This window comes from Leptotrichia sp. OH3620_COT-345 (assembly GCF_003932895.1).
GTDB lineage: Bacteria > Fusobacteriota > Fusobacteriia > Fusobacteriales > Leptotrichiaceae > Pseudoleptotrichia.
Genome location: NZ_RQYW01000009.1, coordinates 60,998 through 84,426, shown reverse-complemented (window position 1 = coordinate 84,426; position 23,429 = coordinate 60,998). Strand labels below are relative to the sequence as shown.

Sequence of the window (23,429 nt, the reverse complement as noted above, 5' to 3'; positions counted from 1 at the left end):
ATACCGTCACATAAATTTATACTATCATATAAATATTAAAATCGGCTGAAAACCTTTTATTTAAGTATCTATTTTTTTTATTTCATTCTCTAATTTATCGATAAGTATATTAAGTTGTTCCGAAACAGCTTTTATTGCCGTTTTTTTTGATAAATCCACACCCGCTTTTTTCAATTGCTCCATTGGAAAATCATTTCCTCCTGAAGAAAGTAATCCTATATATTTTTTTAATGCTTTTTTCTTCTTTATTTCATTTTTTTCTTTTATTATTCTGTCATACAATATCGCTGATGAAGCGAAACATGTCGCATATTGATATACATAAAACGGAGAATTGAAAAAATGAGGTACTCTTGACCACAGTACATAAAGCAGTTCATCTTTTTCAACATCTTTTCCATAATATTCATCAAAAAGCTCTTCCATAATTCCGCTCAGGACATTAGCAGTTACAGGCTTCCCATTTTCTGCCAATGAATGTGCTCTATATTCATAATCTGCCAATAATGCTTGAAAATAGAAAGTTCCTGTTATATTTCTTATTTCCTGTTCAAGAAGAGCTATCTTTTCTTTCGAATCTTCAGTTTTTTCGAGCATATAATCGAGTAAAAGTCTTTCATTAAATGTAGATGCCACTTCAGCTACAAATATTGTATATCCTGACATGGAAAACGGTTGATTTTCATCGGAATACAGCGTATGTAGTGTATGTCCCAGTTCATGTGCCAATGTAAAAACACTGTCCAATGTTTTATTATAATTTAAAAGCATATAAGGATGAACCCCATAAACTCCTGCTGAATAGGCCCCCGAACGTTTCCCCTTAGCTTCGAAAACATCAATCCACCCCTCACTTATAGCTTTTTTCATTTTTTCCGAATAATCTTTTCCTAAAGGTTTTACCGATTCCAGTACTATTTTTTTTGCATTATCATATTCATAATCTTTGTTAAACTTAATAAGACTTACTGAACCGTCATAATTATGATATTTTTTCAGTCCTAGTATTTTTTTTCTTAATTTTAAATACCTTTGTAGTGCTTCTGTATTTTCCTTTGCAGTATTTATAAGGTTCAGATATACTTTTTCAGGAATATTGTTCCCTTCAAGAAAACTTAATAAAAAGGAATTATACTCATAAGCTTTCTTTTTTCCTATATTTTTCTGTAAAATTGAATTATATATTGCAGCTATTGTATTTTCCTTTCCTTTGTATATTCCATAATAATTTTCAAACATCAGTTTCCTATCTTTCTGATTTCTGCTGTTAGTTAAAATTCTGGAATAATTTGCAGTAGTCACTTCTACTTTTTCTCCTGTGCTTAATCGGACTATAGGCCATTCTACATCAGTTACAGTAATTTCTGTATATATTGTCGATGGTATCGAAAAAAATGAACTGAAATAAGATAAAAGTTTACTTTCTCTTTCACTTAACACATGCTTTTGAAGTCGAAAAAGATTTTTTAATCCAAATTTATAATCTGAAAACTCTTCTTTTTCTATCCATTTTTCTATTTTACTTTTATTATCAATAAGTTCAGAATTCAGCCAAGACAAATCAGTAGATATTCCTGAAAATAAAAACTGTATTTTCTGTAAATTTTCTACAGCTTCTTTATCCGATGAATTCAAATCTCTTGCTAATTGAGGATATCTATAAAGTTTGTAAGATATTTTATCAAGTTCTTCCTGTTTTTTTAAAAATTCCAGTAATTTTTTCTCATTTGACATTTTCCCTTTATACAAAATAAGTTCCTGTCTTATCTTTTCAGCTTTTTCAAAATCTTTTCCCCATTCTCCGTAATTTTTATAAATATCACTTAAATTCCATTTATATTCTTTTACATTTTTTTCCATATTAATTTCCCCCTCCAAATCTCATAAATAAATATATTACGACTGCAATAGGAATAATATAAAATATTACTGATAAAAATGCATTCAACGCTATTTTTAAAAACGCTATTATTAAAACTATTACTACTGCATAAATTAAACTTTTTACTATCATATTCAAGTTACTTTCAGGTGTCACATTTTTCATATTATCCTCTCTTTTCCTCTCTTTTCAAACTTTGTTCAATAATGTTAAATATAAATTTATATATATTTCTTAATTAGCAGTCTTTCTTTTCCTTTTTTTGTTTCTCCGTGTTCAGAAAAAAGTTTATATTTTCCAACTCCTCTTATTGTTATAAGACTCCCGATTTCAAGAATTCTTGCCTTATTTTTCTCTTCATAATAATCAATAAATACTTTCCCTTTTTCTATCGGCTCTATCACTTTTGTCCTCGATATATTGGTTATTGCCGAAATGATACTATCAAGTCTTTTTGACGATACAACTATAAGTCTGTCGTCATATCTGTATTCAGGTATATTTTCAGCATCTTTCATATTCATTTTTTCTACGATACACGGAACATTTCCGATCCGGTTTAATTCCGAAAGGATATAATCCGCTATTTTTTCGGATACGGGAATATATCCTTTATCTCCATACAAAATCAAATCCCCCATCAATTCCCTCTTTATATTAAGCCCTATAAGACTTCCGAGAAAATCTCTATGTGTATACTCACTAAATTTTGAATTTATTTCTATTTTTAATAATCTACACGGAAATTCCATATTATTTTTTATTTTTCCGTTCATATTTAAAACTTCTTTCCTGAAAATCTCTTCAGGAACAAAACCTATTTGTCTTCTGTCACTATTTTTAAACACTCCTTCTGTTATCACTTTAATACCTTCTATTTTCTCAGTGAGTTTTTTCCATATATTTGGAGTATAAAATTCCTCAGTATAAGTTATTATATTGTATTCCATTGCTATTTCAAAAGTATTATAGAGTTTACTTACTTCATATTCCAAACTGGCAGGGAACTGTTTTAAAAATATATCTTTCTTCATTTAACACCCCTTATACTATTATTTTTTAATCTTTTATTACTTAAATTCATTCTTTACAGTTTTCAAATAAATTTATTCTTTTATTTCATAATTGTCAAGTATAATATTTTTATTCACTTTCTTCATTGACCGTTCTCATATTTTCAAAATCAGGTCCTTCTGATTTTTCTTTTGCCCGTACTTTTAGATTTTCAAATTTTTCATATTCTGAAACCAGTTTATCTAATTTTGATAAAACATAAGTTACTACAGCTATATCATCTCCAAATCCCAGTAACGGCATAAAATCAGGTACTGCATCTATAGGAGTTATTACATAAACTATTGCTCCGATTATTTTCAGCTTATCCATTGTCGAAATTTTAAATTCTCCTTTGAAATTGGAATTTATCATTTTTATGAGTAGTAAAAATTTTGATGATACCTTTCCTAAATGAACAGCTATATTTTTAGCTTTTTTAATCTGTTCTTCATTAATATTTTCAGACTTAAACCTTTCATAAAACTTTTTTTCTCTCTTATTCATTGTTTCTCCCCTTTGTAACTATTTTTATTATAATTATTTTAGCATAAATACCAATATTTTTCATTAGAATATACTTTTTATCAAAATAAAAAGAAACTACCGAAGTCAGTAATTTCATATTATTCAAACATTTTTATCCTATTATAATTTCAACTGTATTCTTATTTTTATTATTCTTATAAAAAACTTACTACCCTTTAATGGATTATATTCGTACTTAAATTTAAGTAAATTAAATATTATTCTACTAAGAGATTTTTTATTATTTTTTTAAATAATTTAAATATATCCTAATAATAGTGTTTTGCATTAAGCATTTTTTCAGCTTTTCTATAATCAGGCATATATTTCTCCACATAATTATAAAAGCCTTTACCATGATTAGGATATTTCAAGTGCGCCAACTCATGCAAAACAACATACTCTATTTCAAAAAGTGTTCTTTTTATAAGTTCTGTATTAAGATTTATATATCTTTTATTATAATTACACGAGCCCCATCTTGTTTTCATTGGTTTAATAGATAAATGCTCTATTCTTTCATTTAATATATTGAGCCATTTTTCCATCACAACAGGAAATAGTTTTTTTGCACATTCAAAATACCACTTTTCCATTATTTTCTTTTTTTCTTCAAAATTGTCAAATTTTGTAATAAGTAACAATTCTTCTCTTTCTTTTTTCAAAATGACTTTATTGTTATTACTTATTTTAACTTTTAAAACATATCCTTCTCCAAGAAAATTATGGATTTCTCCTGTTTTATACTCATATCCGGTCTGTTTCAATTTTACAGTTTCAATTTTATTTAAAACTTTTTTTATCCAACTTTCTTTAGAACGAATAAAATTTTCAATATAACTTACATGTAAATTCATTGGAACTGAAATATAAACTTCCATTTGACTATTTATTCTCAAATTTATATTTTTTACCTTTTTTCTGTGAACATCATATCCTAAAACTTTTTCTGTTCTCATATATAAAATCTACACTCTCTTTCATTATTTACCGCTATTTTTATAATCTTCTATTTCTTTATCCATTATTGCAGATATATCAATTCCCATAGGAGTGGACTCTAAAAATTTCTCATACATTTCAGGCTTATTTTCTTTACAACTTTTAAAAAATGTTATTATATTTTCCTTTTTCTGAAGTTTCACGGCATATTCATCTTCCAGTATAATATACACTGTTAAATTACCGAAGCTTCCATTTTTAACAATCATTTGAGTAAAAAATAAAGAATGAACTTCTTCAAGATTAAAATACATTTCTTTTTTCGAAAAATTTTTCAAAAATGTGTATATAAATTCACCATTCAATTCTTCCAGTTTTTCAAAACTTAATTTTATACTTCTCCGTATTTTCCTTATAAAAAAATAAAGAACAAAATATAAAATTATTAATAATCCTATATTATTCATTTATATAACCTTTCTTTGACACTATCCATAATTTTCCAAAGTAGCTGTTACACAAGCTTGTCCAAAAATAATGTCGCTAATCCCAGAAATAGGAAAAATCCGAATACGTCAGTCACTGTAGTCAATATAACTGCTGAAGCCATAGCAGGATCTATTTTTACAGCTTTCAAAGTAATAGGTATAAGAAATCCCGTTATACATGCCAATACCAAATTTCCTATCATTGCCATAAAAATTATCACTCCCAGATAAGCATTTTGATATAAAGCATACATTACAATACCACACAATATTCCTAAAATTGATCCATTTACCGCACCTACAAGAAAGTTTTTAAGTACTATTTTCAAAGTGTCTTTCATATCAATTTCCCCCAAAGCCAAAGCACGTATTGTTATAGACAGTGATTGAGTCCCCGCATTTCCGCCCATTCCGCTGACAATGGGCATAGTAGCTGCAAGAGCTACAACTTTATCAATAGTATTTGAAAATATTCCTACAGTAAATGCCGCCAAAAATGCTGTCCCAAGATTTATTGTCAACCATAACAATCTTTTTTTCACTGAAACAGTAAATTCAGAGTATACATCCTCTTCATCTGAAGCTCCCCCTAATTTTAAAATATCTTCTGTATTTTCTTCATGAATTACATCAATAATATCATCTATTGTTATTATTCCCAACAGTTTTTTCTTTTTATTCACAACAGGTACAACTCTCAAATCATATTTTGAAACAAGTCTTGCTACATCTTCCTGATCTTCTTCAGCATTAACCCATATTACATTTTCGTTCATTATTTCTATCAGTTTTGTATCGTCTGCGGCAATGAGTATATCTCTCAAATCCGCTTCACCTACCAACTCTTTTTTATCATTTATAACAAAAATAGTTTCTATTACTTCAGTTTTAGGTGCTATTACTTTTATTTTGGAAATTACATCTTTTATTTCCAAATTTTCCTTAAAAGCAATATACTGGGTAGTCATTATCCCTCCGGCAGAATCTTCTTCATATCCGAGCAACTCCCTTATTTTATTTGCCTGAGACCTTTTCATTTTCGTAAGTATCGTCTTACTCTTCTGAATATCTATATACCCTAAAATATCTGCAATATCATCAGGAGACATATATCCTAAAATGTCTATAGCTTCTTCATCATCTATAAGTTCAAATACTCTTTTCTGCAAATCTTCATCTGCCTGTTCCACTATACTTGCTTTCTGTTCATCACTCATTAATTCAAAAACTCTGAGCAAATCTTCATCATCCAGCTCTTCAAAACTTTCCGCTATATCAACTGAGTGATTTTCTTCCAGATATTCTTCCAGCTCTTCTTCAGACTCAATCTGCTGTATTTCTTCTGCCATTTCCTCCGGAGTTATTTCCTCTTCCTCCGGTTCTTCATTTTCATCCGACATTCTATGTTTTATTTCATTTTTTAACTCTTCAATTTCTTCAGGAGTTATTTCGTCTTTTTCCTCTATCATGTTTTACGCCTCCTTTCTTTTTTATTTTATTTTTTATTCTTTTTATATTTATCATTTCTATTTTTTGAAATATGTTATTCCGAACACTGTTTTCATATCATCTGTTTCTTTTAATACATCATTTATAGAAATCCATTTTACTTCTATTTCCTCTCCTTCATCTAAAGAAAGTTCTTTCGGTTTTATAGAATCCGATTTTAATCTTCCGCTATAAAAATAAAGATTTTCCGTAGTGTATCCCGGAGAAACAAACAGACTTTTTCCAAGTTCTTCATAATCAGTCACATCTTCTTCAGTATACCCTGTTTCTTCTCTCAATTCTCTGAAAGCTGCTGTTTTAGGATCTTCTCCCTCATCTATAAGTCCCGCCACTATTTCCAAGGTATAATCTTTAGGTCCCGGCCTGAACTGCTTTACAAGAATAACTTTTTCCTTTGTTTCATTAAATAGTACAAAACAGACTGCATTTGATTTATCAAGATACTCCAAAGTAATTCCTGTAGTAGGATGTGTCATTTTTTTTCCTTTTAAAAATCTGAAATTTTCCATTATTATAGAATTCCTTATAAAATAAATTTACGTTAATTCAGGATAACGTATAAGTCCTTTTTAAATTAATAGTTTGTTTTAAAACATAGTTTCTATTACTTTTAAGTTTAATTCTTCAGCAAATTTTCTCGCCATTTCCATCGGTTCATCTTCCATCTCATTATAATTATGAGTATCTGAACCTATTATAGTGCGAATATTATACTGTCTGACAATTTCCCAAAATTCCTTATACGGATACATATACCTGTCCCATTCAGGATATCTTTCCAATGTTTTTCTTATACCGTTTGCATTTACTTCCAACGGCAGGTCCATTTCTTCTGCAGCTTTACATATTATATGTGCAGCTTCAACACAGGCTGCTGTCCACTTCCTATAATTTATCATATATAAATCGGGATGGGCTACATAATCAAAATTTCCTGTTTTTATCGCTTCTGCCATATATTTCGCATAAAAAATTATATCTTCTTCGTTTTTTATTGTCCATGCATTATATATTTTATTTTTGTCTTCCTCATTTTTCCTGAAAGCATGTAGTCCCAATATTATGTAATCCAGCTTATTTCTAAGTTCATCATAATAACTCTGAAATTCAGGAAAATATTCTATTTCAAGGGATTTATATATTTTAATCTGTTTACCGTATTTATTTTGACTTTTTTCTATTTCTTCAAGATAGTTCTCCAGATCTTCCATTTTCATTCTGTCGAAATAATATGCGGGAAGCGGAGCATGATCCGATATCCCCAGTTCAGTATATCCTTCTTCTATAGCTACCTTTACATAATCTTCTACATTTCCAACAGCATGACCACATCTATAATTATGTGTATGGAAATTTGTTTTCATTTTTTATCACCTCGTTTTATATTTTACCAGTTATTTTAAAAAAAATAAAGGCTTTCATATAATTAAATATTTAGAAATGGAAAATAATTTTTTATTTACTGCAACTTATAATTTAAAAATTAAAAATTTATTATAACTAAAAAAGGATATTTTAAAAAAATTAAAAAATCTCAAAAAAGGACATTCATACTGAATGTCCGGTTATTTCTTCATATATCTTCCTGTATTTTATTAATTTAAAGGATAATCATGTGTCAGTATTTTCAGGTTTCTATATCCGTTCCCTCTAAAGTGAATGACATAAGCTGTCCCTTTATCCATATCCTGATATGTAAATTCTTCTACATTTATGAAATTGAAATGTCTTCCTGTAGCTCTGCTTATACAGTTTACATATCTCACTCCGTTTTTATATACTCCTTTCGATGTTATTTCACATTTTTCAACAAATCTGTCTTTTGCAAATCCTATCACACCGAATATTAACATTCCGACTAAAAACCATTTTTTCATTTTTCCTCCTAATTTTTGTTTTTATATTTTCTATAAATATATATCCTGTTAATTTTAGAACATTTTTTAATTTGTTATAAATATGTTTATTATATGTATCATTTGCATATAACTTTCACATTGTCATTCTTTATATTAAAGGATAATTCTCTTGTTTGGGAATTAAAAACAGGATATATTCTTATCTCTCCGTTTTCTATTTCCAAATATTCCGTATAATAGTCCAATTCTCCGTCAGCCTTTACTTCAAATGTTCCCGTATAAGTTCCGTTCGGGAATAACCCTTTACATAATGAGGCTTTATCGGATTTTACCTTACTGTTTCCCGTTTTTTTCTTCATATTTCCTGAAGCTATTGCTGTAAATGCTGCTAAAATTAATATTACTAATATAAGTAATAATTTTTTTGATATTTTCATTTTTATTCATTTCCTTTCAAATATTTTTATTTTATTTTTCCGTTCTGAAATCTACTATTCTCAAATTTTTATATCCATTTCCCAAAAACCATACTGCATATGTATCTCCTATTTCCATCCAATCGTGATATACTTTAACATCTTTAGCTTCTATAAAATTAAATTTTTTCCCTGTCTTTTTGCTTGTACAATTTAAATATTTTGTTCCGTTTTTATATTTTCCTTTAGATGTTATTTTACACTTTTCTATATATCTTTCGTTTAAATTTTCTGAAAAACCTGTCATTCCTAATAATAATAATGCTCCCAATATTATATTTTTCATTATTATTCCTCCTTATTAAATTAAAAATAAAATCATTCTTTATTATATTACAATTTTTTCTTCCCATCATTTTTAAATTATTTATAAATTTATATATATTTAAATATTAATCCTCTCCCTTCCTTAAATTCTTTATTTTTAAATTATTATTGTATATGTTAGAATAAAAGCATTACTCTAGAGAAATATTATCTATTTCAATTTTTATTCTTATTACTAATTTTAAAAGCTTCATATATTAATATTATCCATGCTTTATGTATTTTGAAAAATTTCTATCATTTTAATTTACCATGCTATTTTTTTAATTTTATATATTTATTTTACTTTTTTAACTGACTTTTATGTATATAACCGATATCTTTAGATAATGCTCCTCCGCTTTTTAAAGGAAACTTAACATAACACCTGTCCCCTTCCTGAGAATATTTCATTATTTGTGTACCGTTAAGAAGATTTTCCGATATCTGGGATGTTGAATCTGCTTGATTTCTTACATCTATATAACCGTCTTTGTAACTTACAACATATATTTTTCCTACTTTTAACAACTTCTTCTTCAATTATTTTATAAACTTTCACTCTCTCCAATCCGGTTTTAAAATGATACTTTATCAGATTTCACATTACTTTTTCTTTTCATATTTCCTATTACTATTACTGTAAATACTGTAAAAATAATATTACCGATATAAATAAAACTTTTTTTGTTGCTTTCATTTTGATCATTCCTTCCAAAAGTTTAATTTTTCTATTTTTTTAAATGTCAATGTAACCAAATGTTAAAAAACTTTTTCTATTATATAAAAAATTAATATTTATAAGTGACATTCTTTTATAAATTTCTTTTTTCCAATATTTAATATGTGTTTTTAGTTACATTTATTATTAAATATATTATACAGTAATAACATTAAAATAAACTGAAAGTTTTAATTTTTTTTATTTATCATTTTCCTGAATTTATATAAAATCAAAAATGCTGTTAAAAATTAACCATACATAAATCTGAAATTATTTCCGGTTATTCGTTTTCAAAATTTACGTATTTATATAAATTAAAAACAGCATTTTTCAAATTATTATAATATCATTCGTTAAGTCATTATTTTCGTCTGATCTTTTCCGTCATCTTCAAAAATAAAATAATCTAAAATCTTCACTCTTACTTCTTCACCTGTTTTCAATGTTTCATAAGTGGAAGCTCTTGCCATAACCCTTAAAATATTCCCTTTTCCAATTTCTATTCGTAAATCGTTGGAATCTCCTAAATAAAATTTTGAAAAAACTTTACCTTTTATTTCTCCATCATCTGAAAGAGCTATATTTTCAGGTCGTACAGCTACAATAACATTTCCTTTATGAGAACTTCTATTTTCCAATTTCTGTCCTTCACTATTATTCAGTAGAATTTCATTTCCCTCTACTTTTCCTTTTATAAAATCCACTTTACCTACAAAATTTGCAGTGAAAACATTATTGGGATTTGAATATATTTCCTGTGGAGTACCGATTTGCTGTATTTCTCCTTTATTAATCAATACTATTCTATCACTCATCGTCATTGCTTCAATCTGGTCATGAGTTACATAAATTACCGTTATTTTAAGTTTTTTAGTTATTTCCTTTATTTCATATCTCATTTCCTCTCTTAATTTTGCATCAAGATTTGATAAAGGCTCATCCAACAGGAGTATTTCAGGTCTTGCTACTAATGCTCTTCCTAACGCCACTCTCTGTTGCTGACCTCCTGACAGTTCTGATGGAAAACGATCTTTATATTGTTCAAGATGAACTATTTTTAAAGCTTCATTTACTCTTTCTTCAATTTCATTTTTGGATTTTTTCTGTATTTTCAAGGGATAAGCCACATTATCAAAGACATTCATATGAGGCCATACTGCATATGACTGAAATACCATTCCTATTTCTCTTTTTTCAGGAGGTATAAAAGAATTTGTTCCTGATACAAGCTTATCTCCTATATAAATTTCTCCACTACTCGGCTTTTCAAATCCTGCTATAAGCCTGAGCATAGTTGTTTTTCCGCATCCCGAGGGTCCAAGCAGAGTTATAAATTCTCCATCTTCAAATTTCTGATTAAATTCTTGTAAAACTTTTACGTTTCCGAATGATTTTGTTACACCTTTTATTGTTACAGAAGCCATTTTTTCCTCCTTTTTTAAATTGAAAACTGTCCTTTAGTCAGTTTGTTCAAAACATAATTGATTATAATTACAAATATCAGAATAGCCGTTGCCAATGCACTCGCTACCTGCTGGCTATGATAAGTCTGATATATGTACAATTCATAACCGATAGTTTTTGTATTTGATGAATAAAGTAAAGTTGACATTGTCAATTCATAAAATGAAGGCATAAATATCAGAAAGAAACCTGCTACAATACTTGCTCCTATTAAAGGAACCGTTACATCTTTAAGCATTTGCAACCAGTTAGCTCCTGAAATCTGTGCAGCTTCCTCAAGGGACGGATGCACTTGGCTCATTGCTGAAACTACTGTCCTCATTCCCATCATCATATATTTTATCATATATGCCACTATCATTATTGACAAAGTATTATAAATATTAATTTTAAATTTTCCACTCATTGATATTATCAATGCAAGGGCTATTGTTACACTTGGAGTTCCCGAACCTAAAGTAATGAGAAAATCAGGTATTTTTTTACCTTTTACATTTGTTCTCTGAAGTAAATATGCCATTACACACGAAATGACAATTCCGAAAAATGCCGCTGCAATTCCGGCAATTATACTGTTTTTAGTTGAACTTACTATTGATGCTCTTGAAAACACTTTTTCCCACGCTGCCAAAGACATATTGGAAAGACCTATAGGTTTACCCATATTTACAGTGAATGAAGTTAAAGCTACTGTAATAAAAGGCAAAATTACTACAAAAAATGAAAATATTGAAACAATAGCAGTTACAGGTAATCTCCATTTCCCAAGTTCGACTATATTAGGCCTTGTAGATTTCCCACTCATAGTTATAAATTGACGCTTTCCTATTACAAATGTCGTAATATACAAAACTACATTTGCTATTAACATAAGAAATACAGCTAAAGCCATTGCATCATTCAATCCTTCCTCAGAGCCTATATGTACAAAGTCTATAATACGTGTAGTTACAGTGTAGATTTTTCCCGGTGCTCCTATTATTGACGGAATCCCGAATACAGATGCTGAAGCTACAAATACGAGAAGACCTGCCGCAATTATACTCGGTGTCATCATAGGAACTGTAACTGTCATTAATGTTTTCAACGGAGAGGCTCCTGATATTTTTGATGCTTCTTCCAACGAGGGATCCATTTTTTCCATTGCTCTTGATATTGTTATAAAAGCATAAGGATAGAAAAAACAAGTAAGAACCCATACCATTCCTGCAATGGTATAAATGTTAAAAGGAGCTTTCTGTAAATGAAAAATATTCATAAGAAATTTATTTAAAACTCCGGCTTTGGGATTTAGTAAACGTAACCATGCCATAGCACCCACATAAGGAGGAACCATATATGTAACTACAAAAAGTGTTCTAAAAAATTTCTTTCCGTACATATCAGTCCTTCCCACAAGAAATGCAAGGGGAAAAGCCAACATAACTCCGAAAATCGTAGTAAGTCCCGAAGTAATCAATGTATTTTTCAATGCAGTCCAGTTTAAATCATAAGTATAGACTCTTTTAAAAGATTCCAGTGAAAATGTCCCTTTTGGAAAAAAGGAACTTATTAACAGATTAAATAAGGGAACTACCTCAAATACAAATAAAAATGCAACAATTCCCAGTATCACAATCCATTTTATATCTATGTGCCGTTTTTTTATACTAGACATTTTTTCTCTCTTTTCTAAAATAAAATTTTATGTACTATTTTTACTATTTTACTACATGCTTTTCAAAAATTTTACGTAACTGTTCTCTATTACGATATGTGTTTTCCCAGTTTATTTTCATAACAGAATTTAAAATTTCCGAAGTATTTTTAGCATCATAAGGAGCTTTTTCAGGATTTTTTAAAACTGAATGCATCCATCCCGCAACAATAGCTTCCTGTCCTACAGGAGATAAAAACCAGTCTGTAAGAGCTTCAGCCGCTTTTATATTTTTATTTGCCGACAATTCTTCCTTTATTGTCATAATTGTACTTGGAGTGGAAATTACTCCGTCTGTAGGATATATAACCTCCAAAGCTGAGCTTTCTTCTTCTCTTTTTTTCAAAATGGATTCTTCTAATATCATTATTTGTGCAGCTTCACCTGTTTCTAATTTTGTAACTGCAACAGAACCGGATTCTACAACAGGATTCTGCTTTGCCAAAGTTTCAAAGTAAGCTTCTCCGTATTTTTCAGTTAAAGCGGATACTGCAGCTAAAGCCGTACCTGATTTCAGCGGATCGGGAATAGAGATTTTCCCTTTTAAATCCTCTCTTTTGGAAAATTCATCAAAAGACTGTGCTACCTGTTCTTTTTTATATTTTTCAGGATTATATGCTAAAACCATATTAAGTATACGTACAGGATACCAGTATCCTTCTTTATCATAATCCAGTGCGAGATTTTCAACATTTTTAGAAACATAGGAGTGTAATACTCCTTTTTCTTTTAATTCTAAAGAATAAGACGGTTCTGCAACCATAAGTATATCAGCTCCCAGTTTATTTGCCTGCATTTCAGCTGCAACTTTAGACTGAAGAGTTCCCGTTCCTCCTTGGAAAAATTCTACTTCCAGATTAGGAAATTCTTTTTTCAATTTTCCTTTTACATTATCTATTATGTCTTCATACATAGATGTGTAAATAACTACCTTTCCTTTTATTTCAGCATTTTTGGAATCCGAAGTCGCTCCGCTTCCTTTACCTCCACAAGCTGTTAAAACCAAAGCTGCCATTATCATGAACAACCATAAAAATTTCTTTTTCATAATTCTTCTCCTTACTTTTTAATCTTTGAATTTCCAAAATATTTCTATATTCATTTTACCTTATTAATCAAAATTGTCAAGTCCATTTTTTTCTGTTTTCTTAACGTGTATTTGTCATTTGAGCTTTTTTTTGATATAATATTTTATTATAATAATTAAAGGAGGAAGTTTTTTGATTTCAACAAGTAACCTATCAGTCCAATTCGGAGGAAGAAAACTTTTTGACGAAGTGGACATCAAATTTACACCGGGTAACTGTTACGGGATAATCGGTCCTAACGGTGCAGGAAAATCAACATTTTTAAAAATACTCACAGGAGAAGCTGATTCCACTTCAGGAGAAGTGATCATTGATAAAAATAAAAGACTGTCATTTTTGAAACAAGACCATTTTGCATATGAAGATGAAGAAGTATTAAATGTAGTAATGATGGGACATCAAAAATTATATGATATTATGTTACAGAAAAATGAACTTTATTCAAAAGAAGAATTTAGTGAAGAAGACGGTATCCTCGCAGCAGAACTTGAAGGAGAATTTGCCGAGCTTGATGGTTGGGAAGCTGAAACAAATGCTGAAAAATTTCTTATAGGGTTAGGAATTCCGGCTGAACTTCATCATAAACTGATGAAAGAATTAACAGAACCTGAAAAAGTTAAAGTCCTTTTAGCCCAAGCTATTTTCGGAAATCCTGATATACTGTTATTAGACGAGCCTACAAATGGACTCGATCTTAAAGCTGTAAAATGGTTGGAAGATTTTCTTATGGAACTTGAAAACACTACAGTTCTTGTAGTTTCCCACGATAGACACTTTTTGAATAAAGTATGTACACATATTGCCGATATTGATTACGGAAAAATTAAAATGTTTGTCGGAAACTATGATTTCTGGTATGAGTCAAATAAATTAATGCAGGAACTTATTAGAAATCAAAATAAAAAACTTGAACAAAAGAAAAAAGAACTTCAGGATTTCATAGCCAGATTTTCAGCGAACGCTTCAAAATCCAAACAAGCCACAAGCCGTAAAAAACAGTTGGAAAAACTTCAATTTGAAGATATGCAAATCTCCAACAGAAAATATCCTTACATTGAATTTAAACCTGACAGAGAAGCGGGGAATAATTTACTAAAAGTCGAAAATCTCACTAAAACAGTAGATGGAGAAAAAGTACTTGATAATATTTCTTTCACTATAAATACAGGAGATAAAGTAGTTATCCTATCAAATAACGATATTGCCAAAACAGTTCTTTTCCAGGTACTGTCAGGAGAAATGGAACCTGACTCAGGAGTTTACGAATGGGGTATAACAACTTCACAAAGTTATTTTCCAAAAGACAATTCCGAATATTTTGAAAATGTAGATTTATCCCTTATAGACTGGTTAAGACAGTTTTCTTCAGACCAACATGAAGAATATGTAAGAGGATTTTTAGGAAGAATGCTCTTTTCAGGAGAAGAAGCCAAGAAAAAAGCAAAAGTTCTGTCAGGAGGAGAAAAAGTAAGATGCATGCTTTCAAGAATGATGCTTTCAGGTTCAAATGTCTTATTACTTGATAATCCTACAGATCATCTTGATCTTGAAGCTATTACTTCTTTAAATAAATCTCTTATAAATTTTCCGGGAACGGTATTATTTACTACACATGATCATGAATTTATTCAAACTGTGGCAAATAAAATTATAGAAATTACACCTAACGGGATTCTCGAAAAAGAAATGGAATATGATGATTATATTAATGATGAAAATGTGCAGAAAAGACTTTCCGAGCTATATTCTCAAAATTAATTATATAAAGTATATATAAATATAACTGAATAGTTTTATAAAAAACAATAATTGAATAATAACATTGGATGTATCTAAATTTCTTAGCCATGATTTTTTTCAATGCAAACTGAATAGGAATATAAACTTATTTTTTTACTCATTTTCTACTAAACAGTATATTTTCCTGCTGTTATACCTTTTTATTATTGAATGGAAATATGTAATATATTATACTTAATAATTATTCCGTTAAATAAAATTTTAATTTATAACTGCTTTGAAATTAAAAAATTTATAAAATTTCCTATCTTAAGTATAATTGAGATAAAGTCATATTATATAAAAAATCGGAATATCCTTAATTGAATATTCCGATTTAATTTTTTAAATCAATTATTACTGAGAAACAACGTTTGTTGCTTGAGGTCCTTTTGGCCCGTCTTCCACATCAAAACTTACTTCTTCACCTTCATTAACTGATTTGAATCCGTCTTTATTTATTTTTGAAAAATGAAGAAAATAATCATTTCCATCCTCCCCTGAAATAAATCCGAATCCTTTTTTGTCGTTAAACCATTTTACCTTACCTAACAAAGTACTACCTCCTAAAATTTTACACCTCAAACAACCTTGTTACAAACTACATTTATATATTTTGTTACACTTGCTTTTGGTTTCTGTAGTTATTATACCACATTTTTTTAAAATTAAAAGTCCTTTTTTTGATTTATATTTATTATATATACTTAACATTCTTTTTGTTAATTTTTACAAAAGTCTTAAAAATGCTCACTTTAACCTTTATCATTAATAAAATAGATTTTTAATTAAGAAATTTATATCATTATTAATAAAATAATCCCCTTCTTAATATTGAATTAAACGCTAAAATAGTATATTATAATGTAGAATAAAGTAAAAAACTTTATTAGCTTAAAGGTCATAGGTCCTTAATAACCTAAATTTTAAAAAAGGAGAGAGATAATAACTTATTTACTATAAGTGTTATATATTACAAAAGATGGCTTTAATCATTCAAAAGTACGGCGGAACTTCAGTTGCAGATGCTGAATGTGTTAAAAAAGTTGCCAAAAGAATTGTAAAATACAGAAAAGAAGGACACAATGTAATAGTTGTAGTATCTGCACCTGCCGGAACGACGGATTCACTTATAAAAAGAGCATATGAAATTTCTTCTTCCCCAAATAAGAGAGAACTTGATATGCTCCTTACTTCAGGAGAACAAATTTCAATAGCTTCACTGGCTATCGCTATTCATTCTATGGGAGAAAAGGCTGTTTCATTGAATGCTTTTCAAGTGAAATTCAAGACAACAGGAGATTATACTAAAGCTGAAATACTGGACATTGATACTAAAATTATTGAAGAAAAGATTTCCGAGGGGAATGTAGTAGTATTTGCAGGATTTCAGGGAATTACCGAAAATAATGATATTACCACTTTGGGAAGAGGTGGTTCCGATACCACGGCTGTTGCACTTGGGGCTGCTCTGAATGCGGATGAAGTGGAAATTTATACAGATGTCGATGGAGTCTACACAGCCGATCCGAGAGTAGTTAAAAATCCAAAAAAATTAGAAACCGTTTCTTATCAAGAAATGCTTGAACTTGCAGTTTCAGGAGCAAAAGTTCTTCATCCAAGATCCGTACAGATTGCTGCAAAATATGATATAAGTATACATTTGCGTTCGTCATTTGATAATTCTACAGGAACAATCGTAAAAGAAGAAAAAGAAGGAGAAAATTTAATGGAAAAAGCAAAAATTGTGGGGGTCACTTCGTCTAAAAATGAAGGAAAAATAACATTATCAGGAGTACCTGACAAACCGGGCATAGCTGCCAAAGTCTTTTCAACACTGGCAAAATCAAAAATAAATACCGATATTATATTACAAAGTTCCAGCATAAATAAAGAATTAAACAATATTTCATATACTGTAAAAACAGAAGATTTAAAAGAAGCTGTTGAGATTTCAGAAAATCTCAAAAAAGAAATCGGAGCTGAAGGAGTTTCCTTTGAAGATAAAGTAGCTAAAGTATCTGTTATCGGCATAGGTTTAAAAACCCATTATGAAACTACAGCTGAAATTTTTGATACCCTTGCTGAAAACAGTATTAATATAGATATGATTTCATGTTCAGAAATTAATGTCTCTTGTATAATAAAAGAAGCCGACCTTGAAAAAGCTGTAAAAGCCTTACACGCAAAATTTATAGAAACATAAATCCATATAAAACAAATTATTGATTAGGAGAATTTAGTATGAAAATAGGAATTATTGGATTAGGAACTGTAGGTGAAGGAGTGTTGAAAGTTCTTTCAACAGAAAGAAGTAATATTTTTGAAAAGTCAACTGCAGATATTGAAGTGAAATATGCCTGTGATCTCAATATTAACAGGGAATTTTCATTTGATTTTGACAGATCAGTTCTCATAGATGATTATAAAGTAATTATCAATGACCCTGAAATTGATGTTGTAGTGGAACTTATCGGAGGAGAAACTATTGCAAAAAATATTATTATAGAAGCTTTCAGAGCAAAAAAAAATGTAGTTACCGCAAATAAAGCACTTGTTGCAAAACATGGAGTGGAATTATTCCGAATTGCAAAAGAAAATCAGGTTTCTTTTCTTTTTGAAGCTGCCGTGGGAGGAGGAATACCTATTATAACTCCATTAATGGAAAGTCTTGTAGCAAATACAATCACTGAAATAAGAGGTATAATGAATGGTACTTCAAATTATATACTTACTAAAATGAAAATAGACAAATTATCATTTAATGAAGCTCTTTCTAATGCTTCCGCCAAGGGATACGCCGAAACTGATCCGAGTTATGATATTGACGGAATAGATGCGGGACATAAAATTAACATACTTGCTTCCCTCGCATACGGAGGCTCAATAAAATTTAAAGATATGCAGCTTTCAGGAATTAGAGAAATAAATACAATAGATATTTTTGCTGCAAATCAGCTCAACTGTACGATTAAATTAATAGCCCATTCCAAACTGTTATCTGAAAGTTCCGTTCAGATTTCCGTTGAGCCCACTCTTGTACCGAATTTAGAAATTCTGTCAAAAGTTGATGATGTATATAATGCTATAGAAACAATAGGCTCGTATACAGGAGAAACATTATTTTACGGTAAAGGAGCGGGAATGGACCCTACAGCTTCAGCAGTAGTTGCAGATATTGTAAAAATAACTACCGGAACTCATATAAAATCCGATTATTTCTTTAATTCTACAAAAGTTTTTAATGCGGTAGATATTAATACTATAAAAGGTTCTTACTATATAAGGGTTTCATCTGATTTTGATATAGAAAAATCTCCATTTAAAATATATAATGAAATTGACAATTACTATATTATACTTGCTAATGATATTTCAAGAAATGATATAAATGAATATATTAAAAATTCTCAAGAAAAGCTTATACTGAAAATGATGAAATAAATTATTATTAAGCTCATTAAAAAGTAAAAATTTTAGTAATTTTCCAAATGTAAATAATACATATTTTTAAAATTATGAAATACTGTTTTTATTAATTTTATAAAATAACAAAACATATAAATTTTTTCTGCCTTTAGAAAAAAATTACAAAATATTCTTACAAATTCAACTATTTTGTAAAATATATTACGTTAATTTTTAAGTAAATTTTTTTAAATCAACTTAAAATATCATATAACAGTAATAACTACTTTATATATTTATTGTACAATCAAGTCGGAATATATAAAAAATGAGAGATTAATTTCTCTCATTTTTAACTTCTCTATATATTCGATATACACGATTTTCTCTCCAAAAAATCAAAATACTGAATTAATTAAATATCCTTCTTAACTAGCCTGAGATATAGCTTCTACTGGACATACACCTTCACATGCCCCACAATCAATACATGTAGTTGCATCTATTTCATATTTACCGTCTGCTTCCGAAATAGCTTCCACAGGACACACACCTTCACATGCTCCACAAGCTATACAAGTTTCTTTTTCTATCACGAATGCCATAATAATTCCTCCTTAGATTTACTTTATTATTATTTTTGATTTTCTCTTCCTTTTCTTAATATTAAAATATCACGATTTGTAGCTTATGTCAATAAAAAATATTCATTTGAAAACCTTAATTTTCAATACTTTGAATACATTTTATTTTGATAGAAAAATATTTATAAACTATGTTTATCAAACTTTTTTATTCTTACGCTTTGACAATGAGATAAAATAAAAAAGGTAATACTTTAAATGCAAATATTACCTCAAATATATTTATTTCACTTTTTCTACCAATTTTGCAAAATCTGACGGATTGTTTAAAGCTAAGTCAGCTAATACTTTTCTATCAAGTTCTATTCCCGCTTTTTTCAGTCCATTCATAAATTTAGAATATGAAACTCCATTTAACCTTGCTGCAGCATTTATTCTTATTATCCACAATTCTCTCATTTTTCTCTTTTTCTGTTTTCTATGCTCTGTTGCATAAGCCATAGCTTTTTTTACAGCTTCATTGGCTTTCTTAAAATTCGTTTTTACGGATCCTCTATATCCTTTTGCTTCTTTTAATACTTTTTTATGTTTTTTTCTTCTTACTATTCCTGTTTTTACTCTTGGCATTTTCTTTCCTCCTTATACTATTTATACCCGGTTTATCTTCCTTCTTGTCCTGCTAACAACTTTTTAATTCTTCTTTCTGCACCTTTTGGAACTATCGCATCCTGTCCTAATCTTTTCTTTCTTTTATTTGATTTTTTAGTCAAAATATGACTTTTTCCTGAATGTTTAATAACCAGTTTTCCACTTCCTGTTACTTTGACCCTTTTTTTAGTTCCTTTGTGTGTTTTCATTTTTGGCATTTTTTTTCCTCCTTATTTTACTTTTTAGGTGATAACATAATAAATTTCTGTACCTGTTCTTTTCCGTACTTTTTTTCAACAGTTGCAGTTTCTTCAAAATGATTTGCAAACTCGTCTAAAATTTTAATGGAAGAATCGGCATGTAATTTTTCTCTACCTGTAAGTCTTAAACTCACTTTCACCTTATATTCCTTTGCTATGAATTTTTCAATCTGAGATATTTTTGTTTCTTTGTCATGCTCATCAATATGAGGTTTAATTCGTATTTCTTTGATTATGACATTTTTTTGTTTCTTTTTGTTTTCCTTATCTTTTTTTGTTTTCTCATACTTGAATTTTCCATAGTCCATAATTTTACATACAGGCGGTGCAGCATTTGGAGATATTTCGACTAAATCAAGTCCTTTCTCATTTGCAAGTACCATTGCCTCATTAACTGACAGCACTCCGAATTGTTCTCCGTCTTCTCCGATTACTCTTATTTCTCTTGCTCTGATTCTTTCATTCATTCTCGGTTCATCAGATTTATTAGTTCCTTTTATAAAGAACACCTCCTAATTTTTATACAATAAAAAAACAAGATATAAGAAACCTTGTTCAATAGTCACGTAAAAATATGTGCATATAGTTAAATATGCAAAATTATTTTAAAATAACTACATACCTTACTCATCAATGAACTTTTTTCTAAATAAAAGTTTTAATATTAATGACATAATTATGTCATGATGGAAAGGTGAGAAACAATGTTTCTACTTTCTAATTTAATTACTGGGATATTTTACTATATTTTTATATATTTGTCAACTCTATATATTTCTTAAAAAACATTTAAAAAATCCTGCAAATTTAAAAACTAATCTTTTATCACTCCATATTTTGTATAAATCAATTCTATCAGTCTTAAATTTAACTGTTTCAAATATATTTTATTGAATTTTCCAAAACAGTAAGTTTCATTCCTCAGTCAAACTATATTAGCAGTCATAAATAATAAACTATGAGATGCAGAAAAACTTGAATATAAAATTCCATCCTTTCCTATATCACGACATCAATTTCAGTATTTTTTATTTTTTCTCTTAGATTTAAAATTATTCCATATAATATTCGGAATATTAAATATAAGATTAAAGAATTAATTTTTAAAATATTCTAAAACAAGATTTCAATGTTCCTCTTACTTTTAACAATGAATGTTTATCCTTTGTCAGTAGCATCATATTATCATTATTTCCTAAAGATTTTACTACGATGATTTCATCCATATATTCTATTTTTTTTACTTCTATTTTTTCTTTATATTCTATAAGTGCTATTTTTCCATGTAAATCATTTAATCGATAGTCATTATTTTTTTCAAAAATAAGAATATCATTTATATAAAAATCGGGAATATAGTGTATACATTGTATCCTTATTCCGAAAAGTTCATTATTCGTATCATGTTTAGGAAAAAAAAGATATTCGCTATTTTCACTATATCTGAAAAGTCCTCCACTATCAAATTTACCTAAAATGGAAATTTTTTCCATATTATTTATTTCATCATCTTCACTTTCTCTTTCTCCTGATTTTTTTAATAAAAGAATTTCTTCCTGAAATTTTTTGGGAAGTTTCCTAAATTCTTCATACTCACTTATTTTTATTTTATCTTTTTCATTTACATCAAATATTTTATAAAACTTTTCCAAAAAATTTTCAGAAGGACTTTTTAGGTTTTTTATTATATTATTAATATATTGAGGAGACACTTCTATTATTTTAGCTAAATCAGTCTGAGTCATCTTTTTCTTTAAATATTCTTCAAGTATTTCTCCCGTTTTTTTCATAAATAACCTCCTTCTTTATATAATCTGCAATTATTTTTCATTGAGATGAATTATCAGTTTTATTCCGTTAGGCGTTTTTATTTCAAATTTTCCAGATTCCAGAAACACTTTATCATAAATTTCCCTATTTACACTAATATAAATTTCTTCAATTCCCGTAGAATTTTCCTTTTTAATAATTTTCCTTTTACTATTCCATCGGTTTATACCGAAATGATGATGATATTTATTTATGGATACAAAATATGCTCCGGGTATACAGGAAACTATCTCCATTCCAAATTTTTCCATATAAAAATTTTTTTCTTTTTCAAGATCTGAAGTTTCCATATGAATATGTCCTATTTTTGTATTTTCAGGAATTTTAAACTCCGATATTTCTTGGGAAATTTCTAGTAATTCTTTTATATTAACCGCTGTTGTTCCCATTATAACATAGTTTCTATCCCATTTCCATGTATTACTGTCTCTGTCAGCATAAACTTCTATTCCGTTAGCCTCAGGATCAGTCAGGTATATAGCTTCACTTACGCTATGATCTCCCGTTCCGTCAATTTTTATATTTTCCTTTATACAGTTTTTCAAAAAATTTCCTAAATCTTTCCTTGATGGCAATAAATAAGCCACATGGTATACATTTATTTCGTTATTCTCTTTTATATTTTCATTTCCGTATGAAACAAGTTTTATTATTTCCCTTTTATTTACCCCTAATACTACAGTTTCTTTCTCTTTTTCCCTGTTTTCTTTCAAAATATCCATTTTCAGTAATTTCAAATAAAAATCTTTCATTTTTTTTATATTTTTTACTCTTAAAACTACAGTTTCAAAATTAAAACCATATTCATTTTCATTTTTTCTATTCATAAATATATCCCCATTTTTTAAAATTAACACTATAATAACAGCTCCCTTTAAAAATGTCAAACTTTAAAAATATTAATC

27 protein-coding genes are annotated in these 23,429 nt (G+C 28.6%); 3 read left to right on the top strand and 24 right to left on the bottom strand.

Annotated features, from left to right (window positions below; all coding sequences use genetic code 11):
- Positions 1 to 60: 60 nt before the first annotated feature.
- The 17 genes from pepF to EII29_RS06795 form a co-directional block, all read right to left on the bottom strand.
- Positions 61 to 1,860 (bottom strand): oligoendopeptidase F, encoded by a 1,800-nt coding sequence (pepF, locus tag EII29_RS06870; RefSeq protein ID WP_125236798.1) that lies wholly within the window; start codon positions 1,858 to 1,860, stop codon positions 61 to 63.
- A 1-nt stretch (position 1,861) separates the two neighbouring features.
- The gene (locus tag EII29_RS06865) at positions 1,862 to 2,047 is read right to left on the bottom strand and encodes a hypothetical protein (protein ID WP_125236797.1); all 186 of its coding nucleotides are present in this window, start codon (positions 2,045 to 2,047) and stop codon (positions 1,862 to 1,864) included.
- Between the two features lie 56 nt (positions 2,048 to 2,103).
- Positions 2,104 to 2,916 (bottom strand): RNA-binding protein, encoded by an 813-nt coding sequence (locus tag EII29_RS06860; RefSeq protein WP_125236796.1) that lies wholly within the window; start codon positions 2,914 to 2,916, stop codon positions 2,104 to 2,106.
- 109 nt (positions 2,917 to 3,025) lie between these two features.
- Positions 3,026 to 3,442 (bottom strand): YkvA family protein, encoded by a 417-nt coding sequence (locus EII29_RS06855; protein ID WP_125236795.1) that lies wholly within the window; start codon positions 3,440 to 3,442, stop codon positions 3,026 to 3,028.
- Positions 3,435 to 3,560, bottom strand: a complete 126-nt coding sequence (locus EII29_RS13055; protein ID WP_255411024.1) for a hypothetical protein — start codon at positions 3,558 to 3,560, stop codon at positions 3,435 to 3,437. The genes EII29_RS06855 and EII29_RS13055 overlap by 8 nt, the downstream gene beginning before the upstream one ends.
- 172 nt (positions 3,561 to 3,732) lie before the next feature.
- The gene (locus tag EII29_RS06850; RefSeq protein WP_125236794.1) at positions 3,733 to 4,422 is read right to left on the bottom strand and encodes a M48 family metallopeptidase; all 690 of its coding nucleotides are present in this window, start codon (positions 4,420 to 4,422) and stop codon (positions 3,733 to 3,735) included.
- A gap of 24 nt (positions 4,423 to 4,446) precedes the next feature.
- Positions 4,447 to 4,872, bottom strand: a complete 426-nt coding sequence (locus EII29_RS06845) for a hypothetical protein (protein ID WP_125236793.1) — start codon at positions 4,870 to 4,872, stop codon at positions 4,447 to 4,449.
- A gap of 47 nt (positions 4,873 to 4,919) precedes the next feature.
- The gene (gene mgtE, locus EII29_RS06840) at positions 4,920 to 6,362 is read right to left on the bottom strand and encodes a magnesium transporter (RefSeq protein WP_125236792.1); all 1,443 of its coding nucleotides are present in this window, start codon (positions 6,360 to 6,362) and stop codon (positions 4,920 to 4,922) included.
- A gap of 57 nt (positions 6,363 to 6,419) precedes the next feature.
- Positions 6,420 to 6,911 (bottom strand): NUDIX hydrolase, encoded by a 492-nt coding sequence (locus EII29_RS06835; protein ID WP_125236791.1) that lies wholly within the window; start codon positions 6,909 to 6,911, stop codon positions 6,420 to 6,422.
- A 78-nt stretch (positions 6,912 to 6,989) separates the two neighbouring features.
- Positions 6,990 to 7,766 (bottom strand): histidinol-phosphatase, encoded by a 777-nt coding sequence (locus tag EII29_RS06830; protein ID WP_125236790.1) that lies wholly within the window; start codon positions 7,764 to 7,766, stop codon positions 6,990 to 6,992.
- Between the two features lie 231 nt (positions 7,767 to 7,997).
- Entirely contained in the window at positions 7,998 to 8,279 is a 282-nt protein-coding gene (locus EII29_RS06825; protein WP_125236789.1) for a ubiquinol-cytochrome C reductase, read from the bottom strand.
- 98 nt (positions 8,280 to 8,377) lie between these two features.
- Positions 8,378 to 8,698: a hypothetical protein gene (locus tag EII29_RS06820; protein WP_125236788.1), complete on the bottom strand. Its 321-nt coding sequence runs from the start codon at positions 8,696 to 8,698 to the stop codon at positions 8,378 to 8,380.
- A gap of 31 nt (positions 8,699 to 8,729) precedes the next feature.
- Entirely contained in the window at positions 8,730 to 9,023 is a 294-nt protein-coding gene (locus EII29_RS06815; RefSeq protein ID WP_125236787.1) for a hypothetical protein, read from the bottom strand.
- A gap of 323 nt (positions 9,024 to 9,346) precedes the next feature.
- Entirely contained in the window at positions 9,347 to 9,586 is a 240-nt protein-coding gene (locus EII29_RS06810) for a hypothetical protein (protein WP_125236786.1), read from the bottom strand.
- Positions 9,587 to 10,120: 534 nt separating this feature from the next.
- Complete coding sequence (locus tag EII29_RS06805; RefSeq protein ID WP_125236785.1) at positions 10,121 to 11,191, bottom strand: ABC transporter ATP-binding protein; 1,071 nt, start codon at positions 11,189 to 11,191, stop codon at positions 10,121 to 10,123.
- A 14-nt stretch (positions 11,192 to 11,205) separates the two neighbouring features.
- A complete protein-coding gene (locus EII29_RS06800) occupies positions 11,206 to 12,888 on the bottom strand; it encodes an iron ABC transporter permease (RefSeq protein WP_125236784.1) in 1,683 nt (560 codons plus the stop codon).
- 43 nt (positions 12,889 to 12,931) lie between these two features.
- Positions 12,932 to 13,975, bottom strand: a complete 1,044-nt coding sequence (locus EII29_RS06795; RefSeq protein ID WP_125236783.1) for an ABC transporter substrate-binding protein — start codon at positions 13,973 to 13,975, stop codon at positions 12,932 to 12,934.
- Positions 13,976 to 14,147: 172 nt separating this feature from the next.
- Between EII29_RS06795 and EII29_RS06790 the strand changes: the two genes are divergently transcribed.
- Positions 14,148 to 15,773 carry an ABC-F family ATP-binding cassette domain-containing protein gene (locus EII29_RS06790; RefSeq protein WP_125236782.1) on the top strand — a complete coding sequence of 542 codons (1,626 nt, stop codon included), beginning with the start codon at positions 14,148 to 14,150 and terminating at the stop codon, positions 15,771 to 15,773.
- Between the two features lie 378 nt (positions 15,774 to 16,151).
- Here the strand turns inward: EII29_RS06790 and EII29_RS06785 are convergent, their stop codons facing one another.
- On the bottom strand, positions 16,152 to 16,349 hold the full coding sequence (locus EII29_RS06785; protein ID WP_125236781.1) for a cold-shock protein: 198 nt from the start codon (positions 16,347 to 16,349) through the stop codon (positions 16,152 to 16,154).
- A gap of 427 nt (positions 16,350 to 16,776) precedes the next feature.
- Between EII29_RS06785 and EII29_RS06780 the strand changes: the two genes are divergently transcribed.
- Together EII29_RS06780 and EII29_RS06775 are read left to right on the top strand one after the other, a co-directional pair.
- Complete coding sequence (locus tag EII29_RS06780) at positions 16,777 to 18,000, top strand: aspartate kinase (protein WP_125236780.1); 1,224 nt, start codon at positions 16,777 to 16,779, stop codon at positions 17,998 to 18,000.
- Between the two features lie 38 nt (positions 18,001 to 18,038).
- Positions 18,039 to 19,238 (top strand): homoserine dehydrogenase, encoded by a 1,200-nt coding sequence (locus EII29_RS06775; protein WP_125236779.1) that lies wholly within the window; start codon positions 18,039 to 18,041, stop codon positions 19,236 to 19,238.
- Positions 19,239 to 19,630: 392 nt separating this feature from the next.
- Here EII29_RS06775 and EII29_RS06770 read toward each other — a convergent pair whose 3' ends face one another.
- From EII29_RS06770 to EII29_RS06745, 6 genes are all read right to left on the bottom strand, one after another.
- A complete protein-coding gene (locus EII29_RS06770; protein ID WP_125236778.1) occupies positions 19,631 to 19,807 on the bottom strand; it encodes a 4Fe-4S binding protein in 177 nt (58 codons plus the stop codon).
- A gap of 261 nt (positions 19,808 to 20,068) precedes the next feature.
- The gene (gene rplT / locus EII29_RS06765; RefSeq protein WP_125236777.1) at positions 20,069 to 20,413 is read right to left on the bottom strand and encodes a 50S ribosomal protein L20; all 345 of its coding nucleotides are present in this window, start codon (positions 20,411 to 20,413) and stop codon (positions 20,069 to 20,071) included.
- Between the two features lie 32 nt (positions 20,414 to 20,445).
- Complete coding sequence (gene rpmI, locus EII29_RS06760; RefSeq protein WP_125236776.1) at positions 20,446 to 20,652, bottom strand: 50S ribosomal protein L35; 207 nt, start codon at positions 20,650 to 20,652, stop codon at positions 20,446 to 20,448.
- A gap of 17 nt (positions 20,653 to 20,669) precedes the next feature.
- Positions 20,670 to 21,203, bottom strand: coding sequence for a translation initiation factor IF-3 (infC, locus tag EII29_RS06755; protein ID WP_255411023.1), 534 nt, complete (start codon positions 21,201 to 21,203; stop codon positions 20,670 to 20,672).
- Positions 21,204 to 21,797: 594 nt separating this feature from the next.
- Positions 21,798 to 22,484 (bottom strand): helix-turn-helix domain-containing protein, encoded by a 687-nt coding sequence (locus EII29_RS06750; protein ID WP_125236774.1) that lies wholly within the window; start codon positions 22,482 to 22,484, stop codon positions 21,798 to 21,800.
- A gap of 30 nt (positions 22,485 to 22,514) precedes the next feature.
- Positions 22,515 to 23,351 (bottom strand): VOC family protein, encoded by an 837-nt coding sequence (locus EII29_RS06745; protein WP_125236773.1) that lies wholly within the window; start codon positions 23,349 to 23,351, stop codon positions 22,515 to 22,517.
- Between the last annotated feature and the right edge of the window lie 78 nt (positions 23,352 to 23,429).